The sequence below is a fragment of the Corynebacterium sp. HMSC06D04 genome (genome assembly GCF_001807315.1).
Classification (GTDB): Bacteria; Actinomycetota; Actinomycetes; order Mycobacteriales; family Mycobacteriaceae; genus Corynebacterium; species Corynebacterium simulans.
Genome location: NZ_KV788564.1, coordinates 98,092 through 105,781 on the forward strand (window position 1 = coordinate 98,092; position 7,690 = coordinate 105,781).

At 58.5% G+C, this 7,690-nt stretch carries 5 protein-coding genes and 1 pseudogene; 5 read left to right on the forward strand and 1 reads right to left on the reverse strand.

Annotated elements, in window-relative coordinates; genetic code table 11:
* The first annotated feature begins 175 nt into the window (after positions 1 to 175).
* The 3 genes from HMPREF3155_RS12365 to HMPREF3155_RS12375 are packed head-to-tail and all read left to right on the forward strand — an operon-like array spanning position 176 to position 3,674.
* Complete coding sequence (locus HMPREF3155_RS12365; protein WP_070433463.1) at positions 176 to 1,870, forward strand: carboxylesterase/lipase family protein; 1,695 nt, start codon at positions 176 to 178, stop codon at positions 1,868 to 1,870.
* Between the two features lie 60 nt (positions 1,871 to 1,930).
* The gene (locus tag HMPREF3155_RS12370) at positions 1,931 to 2,767 is read left to right on the forward strand and encodes a DNA primase (protein ID WP_070433464.1); all 837 of its coding nucleotides are present in this window, start codon (positions 1,931 to 1,933) and stop codon (positions 2,765 to 2,767) included.
* Positions 2,757 to 3,674, forward strand: coding sequence for an ECF transporter S component (locus tag HMPREF3155_RS12375; protein WP_141744855.1), 918 nt, complete (start codon positions 2,757 to 2,759; stop codon positions 3,672 to 3,674). Before HMPREF3155_RS12370 ends, HMPREF3155_RS12375 begins: the two co-directional genes overlap by 11 nt.
* Here HMPREF3155_RS12375 and HMPREF3155_RS12740 read toward each other — a convergent pair.
* Positions 3,629 to 4,201 (reverse strand): hypothetical protein, encoded by a 573-nt coding sequence (locus tag HMPREF3155_RS12740; RefSeq protein WP_246815057.1) that lies wholly within the window; start codon positions 4,199 to 4,201, stop codon positions 3,629 to 3,631. The genes HMPREF3155_RS12375 and HMPREF3155_RS12740 overlap by 46 nt on opposite strands.
* A gap of 142 nt (positions 4,202 to 4,343) precedes the next feature.
* On the opposite strand from HMPREF3155_RS12740, the gene HMPREF3155_RS12385 reads away from it, so the two are divergent.
* Positions 4,344 to 5,627, forward strand: coding sequence for an MFS transporter (locus HMPREF3155_RS12385; RefSeq protein ID WP_082778585.1), 1,284 nt, complete (start codon positions 4,344 to 4,346; stop codon positions 5,625 to 5,627).
* Positions 5,628 to 5,760: 133 nt separating this feature from the next.
* Positions 5,761 to 7,563 (forward strand): annotated as a pseudogene (locus HMPREF3155_RS12390) (FAD-binding and (Fe-S)-binding domain-containing protein); the annotation flags it as partial.
* Positions 7,564 to 7,690 lie beyond the last annotated feature (127 nt).

The following is a 7,690-nucleotide window of genomic DNA, read 5'->3' on the forward strand; positions in this document are numbered from 1 at the left end:
ACCTCTAAAACTGTTTATGACAACCGGTATTTGGTTGCCTGTTGTAAAACCACCGTAGCGAAGTGTCTCTGCTTTTTCCTGAGCGCTTGCTGTGGATTTAGCGATAGCGTTGGTCGAGAACTTTTTAAGTATCCAAACTCGTCTAAATGACAGAAACTTTTCTAGTCTTAGAAGTATGAAAGCTGAGGGGAGCTTCGGGGATGTACCCCGTGAAACTAGTTCCGCCGCTGCCCGCATGCATGCAGCGGATGCGCATCGTCGTGCGCGCGCTGCGGCGGAGGCCGCAGCCAACGTGTGGGAAGACGAGCTGACGGTACGGACTTCATCTGGCTGGGTACGTGGCACGAGGGAAGAAGATCTCCGTACAGATCGCCCAATTTCCGCGCCCGTGCGCTCTTGGAGGGGCATTCCATTCGGCGCCGATACCAGCGGCGCCCAGCGTTTTCGTGCTGCCGAGAAAGCTCCCAGTTGGGAAGGCGTACGCGAGTGCTATGACTTTGGTCCAGTAGCCCCGCAGCCTATCTATTCTTGGCAAGATCGCGTCGCGGGCAGAGAGGGTTGCTTGCATCTCGACGTCGTTCGCCCAGACAACGACGAAAAGCTGCCGGTGGTGGTCTACATCCATGGCGGCAGTTTCATCGTTGGCTCCTCGCACATGCTTATGCTGCGTGGATTCGAACTGGCTGCGCAGATGAACGTGGTCTACGTTTCCATCAACTTCCGTTTGGGGGCGCTGGGCTATTTGGATCTGCGCAGCCTGGGAGGCGAGTGCTCGGCCAATCCAGCGGTATCGGATCAGCTCCTGGCCTTGCAGTGGGTTAAGGAAAATATCGCCGCTTTCGGCGGAGATGATGGCAACATCACCTTGATGGGTGAATCTGCCGGTGGCGCAGCGGTGTTGACACTGATGACGGTGCCGCGTGCGCACGGGCTGTTTCATCGTGCGATTGCGCAGTCGCCGCCGATTGGCATGCTGCATTCGCGGGCGCAATCAACGTTCTGGGCGCGCGAGTTGGTCAACCGTATGGCCTTGCCGCGCGCGGCCAGCGTGGATGATTTGCGCGAGGCTGAATTCGGCGACATAGTGCGCGCCGGCCAATCGATGATGTGGCGTGCGGGCGAGCTTTTCCACTTGAATTCCTGCTACGCGCCCACGGTGGATGACGATCTGATTCCTTTGCATCCGTTGGAGGCTTTCGCCCAAGGCAAACAAGCCGATGTACCGCTTTTGGTGGGGACGAACTCGGACGAGGCGAGCTTTGGCAAGTTTCTCTACCAGCGTCAGAGTGCGCGCCGGCGCGCCGCGTTGCGCCTGCTTGCTTCCTTCGACGAGGTCAACGCCCCAGCGGTGGTGGAGGCCTATGGCGGGGCAGTTGCTCGGCAGGATTTTGCGCACCTGCTTACCGACGCCCTGTTCTGGGCGCCCACCGTACGAGTTGCCGATGCGCACTCGCGGGAGCACGAGACCTGGATGTATCGCTTCGATTTTGCGCCAGCGGCGTTGAAGTGGCTTGGGCTAGGAGCGATGCACTCGATGGAGCTGTCCAATATCTTCGGCGATCCTGGCGCTTCCCGGGTCTCCGCACTGACCCGCATGGGTGATAGTGCCCTGATGGATGACATGACCCAACTCATGCAGTCGCAGTGGTCCTCTTTCATCCATACTGGCCGGCCAAACGAGAACTGGCCGCGCTATGAGCCAAGCCAGCGCAAGACCATGATTTTTGACTCGGAGCCGCAGGTCGTGGATGCGCCCTTCGAGCGGCGTCGCCAAGCATGGCAGAACTATCACATGCTCGAGTGGGGAAGCGGTCGACCCGAGCTTTTGGCTGCACTCGGTTTAGAAACACGGCAGCAGGATAACGGGTAGGCTTTGAGGAGCCTTGGTGATTGCCATGGTGACCAACTGCCACATGGACGGATTGCACTGATGAGCTTTTTTGAAGATATCGCTTCTGCGTTGGACGCTGAGGGAATTGAGTCCCGCGTCAATGATGACGTGATGTTTGTGCCCATTACTTCGGATCTTGAGATTCAACTAGTGGAAATTGACCCAATCCTGCCTGCCGCGAATGTCTACATTGCGGCAGCGGATGTGGATGAAGACGATGAAGACTTTGAGGCCGTGCTGGTCTCGGTGGCCTTCTCCGTGGATGATGCAGTTGAGGCTGTGGCAAAGCACATCGCTACCGATCAGGTAGTGACGGTTTTGCGGGACCTGCTGGAAGGCACCGATGAGCGCATTGCGGACCTTGAGTTTATGCAGGATGAGTTCAACCCGAACCTCGTCGTGGCTGAGGTAGCTAACGACTCTGAGCTGCGCGTGCTCGTTGAGACTGTCGATGGCGTGCCCTCTGCCATCGTGCGTTTCTTGGCATTCGACTTTGACGAGGAAGAGTTTGACGAGCTCGAGGATGAAGCTATCAACGAGCTGTGGGAGCAGGACGAGGACGATGACTTGAGCGAGGAGCAGCGTCTTGCATTGTTTGAAGCCGGCGAGGCTCACGATTCCGCCCCAATCATTGAAGTCCCGGCCGAGGCCTTGGAGCTTGGTACCTACACTGACTTCGATCGCCTCTTTGATGTGCTGAGCTTGGTCTCCGATCAAGCTCTGGACTGGGAGTGTCAGTTGGTTTCCTTCGACGATGCACAGTTTGAGGAGCCCGACGTCTACGACATCTTCGGCGCTGACGACGATGAGGATGAAGCGCTAGATGATGAAGATGATGATGTCATCGATGACTACGATGACGAGGATGAGCTCTAAACTGGGCGCCGTATCGGGCCTCTTCCGCAATCGCTGGCGTCAACTAAGCGTCCTCTTCTCGGTGCTGGTTGCCGCAGGCGCGTGGTCTATGTCGACATCCCCGCAGTTCCGGGAGATAACCTATACCTTCTCGAGCCCTTTGACCATCACCATTTGGGCGTTGGGCTTGGTTGCAACTGCGGGCCTATTACTTTCTAGGTACGGGCTATTTCCGCGCTATATGATGTTCAACCCCGTGATGGGGATGGCGCTGAATATGCTTATTGGCTCTTTGGTGGTAGGAACGAACATCCCCTTTTATTTCGATACTTTGGGCACTATCGTGGTTGCCATTTTGTATGGGCCTACCTTGGGTATGGCTACAGGCCTCGGCGCTTCTGTGCTGAGCGCTAGTTATGCTGCGCATCCTTTAGCCTTTATCCCTGTGTCCATGTTCGTAGGGTATATCTTCGGTGCGCTGGCGCAACGGCGCATGTTCCGTTACGTGGCAACCACCATCGTGATTGGCCTGCTGGCCGGATGCTTGTCCGGCATGCTTGTCGTCTATCCCACGATCTATTCGCTCGGTGGGGAAGGCGATATCGGGCGTGAAGGCCTGTTGAACTTCTACCAGATGGTAACTGGAAATGACCGCTTGGCCATTATCTGCCAGGCGCTTACCTCTGATTCCATTGACAAGGCCTTCACGGTCGTTGCGGCGTGTCTCCTCATCCGTTTTGCCCCTGCCGGCTTGCGGTCCTATGCCGTCTATCCCGGAAACGCAGCAATTGCGGATAGCGTCTTCCGTGAAAATAGCGAAAACCTTGGGCACGGCGATGGCATTCGCCGCGGTTTGCGCTATATGGACCGTGGTATCAGCCGCTATGCTGCCTGGCTAAAGCCTGCGAAGAGTGAGACTGGAGAGTGAACCGGAAGGTAGGCACTGTCAACCAGCCACACGAACCGCTGCGCTTCGGCATTGGTTAGCTCGTGGACAGCGTTTGCTAGCTCCGGCGGCACCATTGCACGCACCCATGCTTCGGCAAGCTCCGGGGTAACAGAGGCTCCTGTCGAATCAGTAATTCGTACTGAGACGAGATACGCGGGCACTCGGTCTTCGCCATAGCCCAAGACTCGTGCGCGGGCGCGCTCGCCCACACGATGGCGCGTTATTGCCATGGTTAGTGCCGGAAAGCCTGCTACTGCCGGAAGCTCCTTTAATGGTGGCCGCCATGTTGGCGTGGGCCGCGCCAGCGAGCGTGGATGGCGCACTATCCCGTTTAGAGCGTTGAGCGTTTCTGTTTCATGGAAGAGGATGTCAGCGGCTATCTCGCCGGCGCGGAGGCGCTCGGACACATGCGAATGGCTATGGGTAGTGCGTGCACGCCGGCTTGCGGCGTGGCGGATGCCGAAACAGGTGTTTGTGGAAGCAGGGGAGTTCTTGAAGTTCTTCATGGCGCACAACCTAATTGGTGTAGCTGACATGAAAAGAAAATTGTGCGAAAATTTGTTCGAATTGGGATTTTTCTAAACTATTTCTAGTGTCATTTCCATCCTTAGCTGCCGGTTTGCCAAGCGGGTTAAGGTAAATGTTGCTATGCCCCACAATGAAAAAGCAGCTATTGCAGCAGATGAATTAAGTGCCGGTGAGCCCAAACCGCAAGCAGTGCCAAAGATCCCCCGTGAAATTTGGATTATGGTCTCGGCGGCCTTCATTATCGCCTTGGGCTACGGCATCATCGCGCCGCTGCTTCCACAGTTCGTGGTGAGCTTCGATGTATCCATGGCCGCCGCGGGCATGGTGGTCTCGATTTTCTCCGCCAGCCGTCTCATCTTTGCGCCCGGTGCGGGCAAGCTCGTGGACAAGTTTGGCTCGCGCTGGGTCTATCTGACGGGCCTATTTACGGTGGCGATTACCACGGCGCTCGTAGCGGTGGCCCAGGAGTATTGGCACATCGTGCTCTTTCGCGCCCTGGCGGGTATCGGTTCCACGATGTTCACGGTCTCTGCCATGGGGCTTATCGTGAAGCTTTCGCCGCCGACTATCCGCGGCAAGTGTTCTGCAACCTATGCCACGGCCTTCCTGCTTGGCAATATCATCGGCCCGCTGCTTGGCGCCAGCCTCGCGTTTATGGGCTTTAGGTGGCCTTTCGTGCTTTATGGCGCGGGCGTCGCGCTTGCGGCGGTTGTGGTCTGGGTTCTCATGCCTTCGCTTTCGCGCGATGGTTCTGCGGGCGCGGCGCTGCCGCCGATGAAGCTCAGCGAGGCATGGCACGATACCGCGTATCGGGCGGTGTTGACCTCAAACTTTGCGCAGGGCTGGATCAACATGGGCGTGCGAGTTTCCGTGCTGCCGTTGTTTGCCGCCTCGGTCTTTCATAACGGCGCCGCTGCCTCCGGCTTTGCTCTAGCTGTATTCGCTGCGGGAAACGCTGTGGTGCTGCAATTTTCTGGCAGGTGGGCCGATATCTACGGCCGTCGTCCTATGATCCTCATCGGATTGGTGGGCACGGGCGTGTTCGTGGGGCTTATGGGCTTGGCCGATACCATCCCGACGCTGCTCATTGTCTCGGCTTTTGCCGGCGTCGCCTCCGGGCTTATCAATCCGGCGCAGACTGCCGCTATTGGCGACGTCGTGGGCAACAAGCGCTCCGGCGGTCAGGTGCTTTCCACCTTCCAGATGGCCGGTGACTTTGGCCAGATTCTTGGTCCCATCGTGGTTGGCGGCCTGGCGGACTACTTCGGCTTCGCCAAAGCCTTCGCGGTATGCGCGGGCGTGGCCGCCATGGGGCTCGTGGCTTGGCTGTGCGGCCGTGAGACTCTCCAAGAACGCCGCGCTATCGTCCGCCGAATCCCGCTGCGCAAGAAGAAGCGCCTTTAAAACTCGCCAGTGTGAGCGTCCCAGATTTCCTCGACTCGTGCGTCGAGAAGGGCGGCGGCAGCGGCGAAGCTTCGCATGCCGGACGTGGTAACAATCGAGGGCATGGGCGGCGGCCTGTTGGAGGCGCTGCGCTCCAAGGTGGGCCAGGAGCAAGCGGGCGGCCTATTTGCGGGATTTGTACGCTTTGATGGCAAAGCATGAGCTGCGCGGTATTCCATTTGGTCACTTCGGTAAGGGCTGCGTGCACGTGCGTATCTCCTTCGACTTCGGCACGGATGAGGGCATCGCGCAGTTCGAATCCTTCATGAATGAGGCAGCGGAGTTGGTCTCGGCCCACGGTGGTTCGCTCTCGGGCGAGCACGGCGATGGCCGCGCACGCTCGGCGTTGCTGGACCGCATGTACTCGCAGGAGATGCGCGAGCTATTCGAACAGTTCAAGGAGATTTTCGATCCGGAGAATTTCTTTAACCCGGGCGTTCTAGTAAAGCCGGAGGCAGTGACTGAGGGGCTGCGCATGGCGCCGGGGCAGCGACGCTTTGAGCTCACGCCGGTGCACAAGTTGGGCAAGGACAAGGGCTCGCTGGTCAACGCCATCAATAGGTGCGTGGGTGTATCCGCGTGCCGCAGTGAGACAGGCTCGATGTGCCCGTCCTCCCAGATTACCGGCGACGAGATGCACTCGACCCGCGGCCGTGCCCGCATGTTCAGTGAGATGTTCCGTGGCGAGTCCATCAAGGACGGCTTCGGTTCCAAAGAGGTTGAGGAAGCTCTCGACCTGTGCTTGTCCTGCAAGGCGTGCGTTTCCGAATGCCCGGTGAACGTGGACATGGCGACGTACAAGGCGGAGTTCCTGCACAACCACTACAAGGGCAAGTTGCGTCCGGGTGCGCATTATGTGATGGGCTGGCTGCCGCTTTTGGGCTACGTGGCGCACAAGATTCCGGTGGTGCCCACGCTGTTGGATAAGGTGATGTCTGCGCCGCGACTGGCGCCGCTTATAGCGAAAGTCTCCGGGTTGGATGCTGGCCGTCCGCTCATCCACTTCGCGCATACCTCGCTGCGCAAGTGGCACAAAGAGCATGAGCCGGTGCCCGTGCTTGGCGACGCCGCGGTAAACCGAAGCACGGAAAGTAGCGATGAGGCAGTTTCTTCGGCCGCTCCAGTTCCACCATTGCCACCGGGGGAACGCACCGTGGTGTTGTGGCCGGATTCTTTCAATTCCTCTCTGGGTACTTCACCCGCGACGGCCACGGTGGAGGTGCTCGAAGCGCTCGGGTACACGGTGGTCATACCGCAGGAGTTTGTGTGCTGTGGTTTGACCTGGCACTCGACTGGGCAGCTCGACATGGTAAAGCGCGTGCTGCGGCAGACGGTCAAGGTGATGAAGCCCTACCTGGACCGCGGGCTGCCTGTGATTGGCGTGGAGCCCTCGTGCACCGTGATGCTGCAACATGAAGCCGCTGAGCTTTGCGACGACCCGACATACGGCGCAGTGATTAAAAACCTGGCGCGCAACACCCACTCGTTTAGCGAGTTTATTGCCAAGCGCCTTGAGCAATTCGTCGCCGCCGGCGTCATCGCGCCGGGCGATGTCTCCGCGTTGACACAGGTGCACTGCCACGAAAAGTCATTAGGCGATCCGCAACATTCCGCTGCCGTGCTGCGGGCATTGGGCATCAACGAGGAACAGATCGCTACCGGCTGCTGCGGCCTGGCCGGCAACTGGGGCTTTGAGAAAGGCCACGCTGAAGTGTCCATGGCGCTGGGGGAGCGCGAACTATTCCCGAAGGTGAAGAAGGCAGCCACGGAAGGCAAGGTTGTCATCGCTGATGGCTTTTCTTGCCGCACTCAGATCGAACAGGGCACCGGCACAAACGCCCAACACATCGCTGAAATCGTCCACGGCATCATCGGCAAGGCCAGTTACTACAACTAAGCAGGCGCCCGATAAAAACCACAACATCGGCCGGGGCTTCCGCCACAAAGTAGGGAAGACTGGCCGCTGGCTGTTTTGTACTAGCGCTGGTTGTTGGACCTGACCCCTGTTTGGTAGACACCTGATA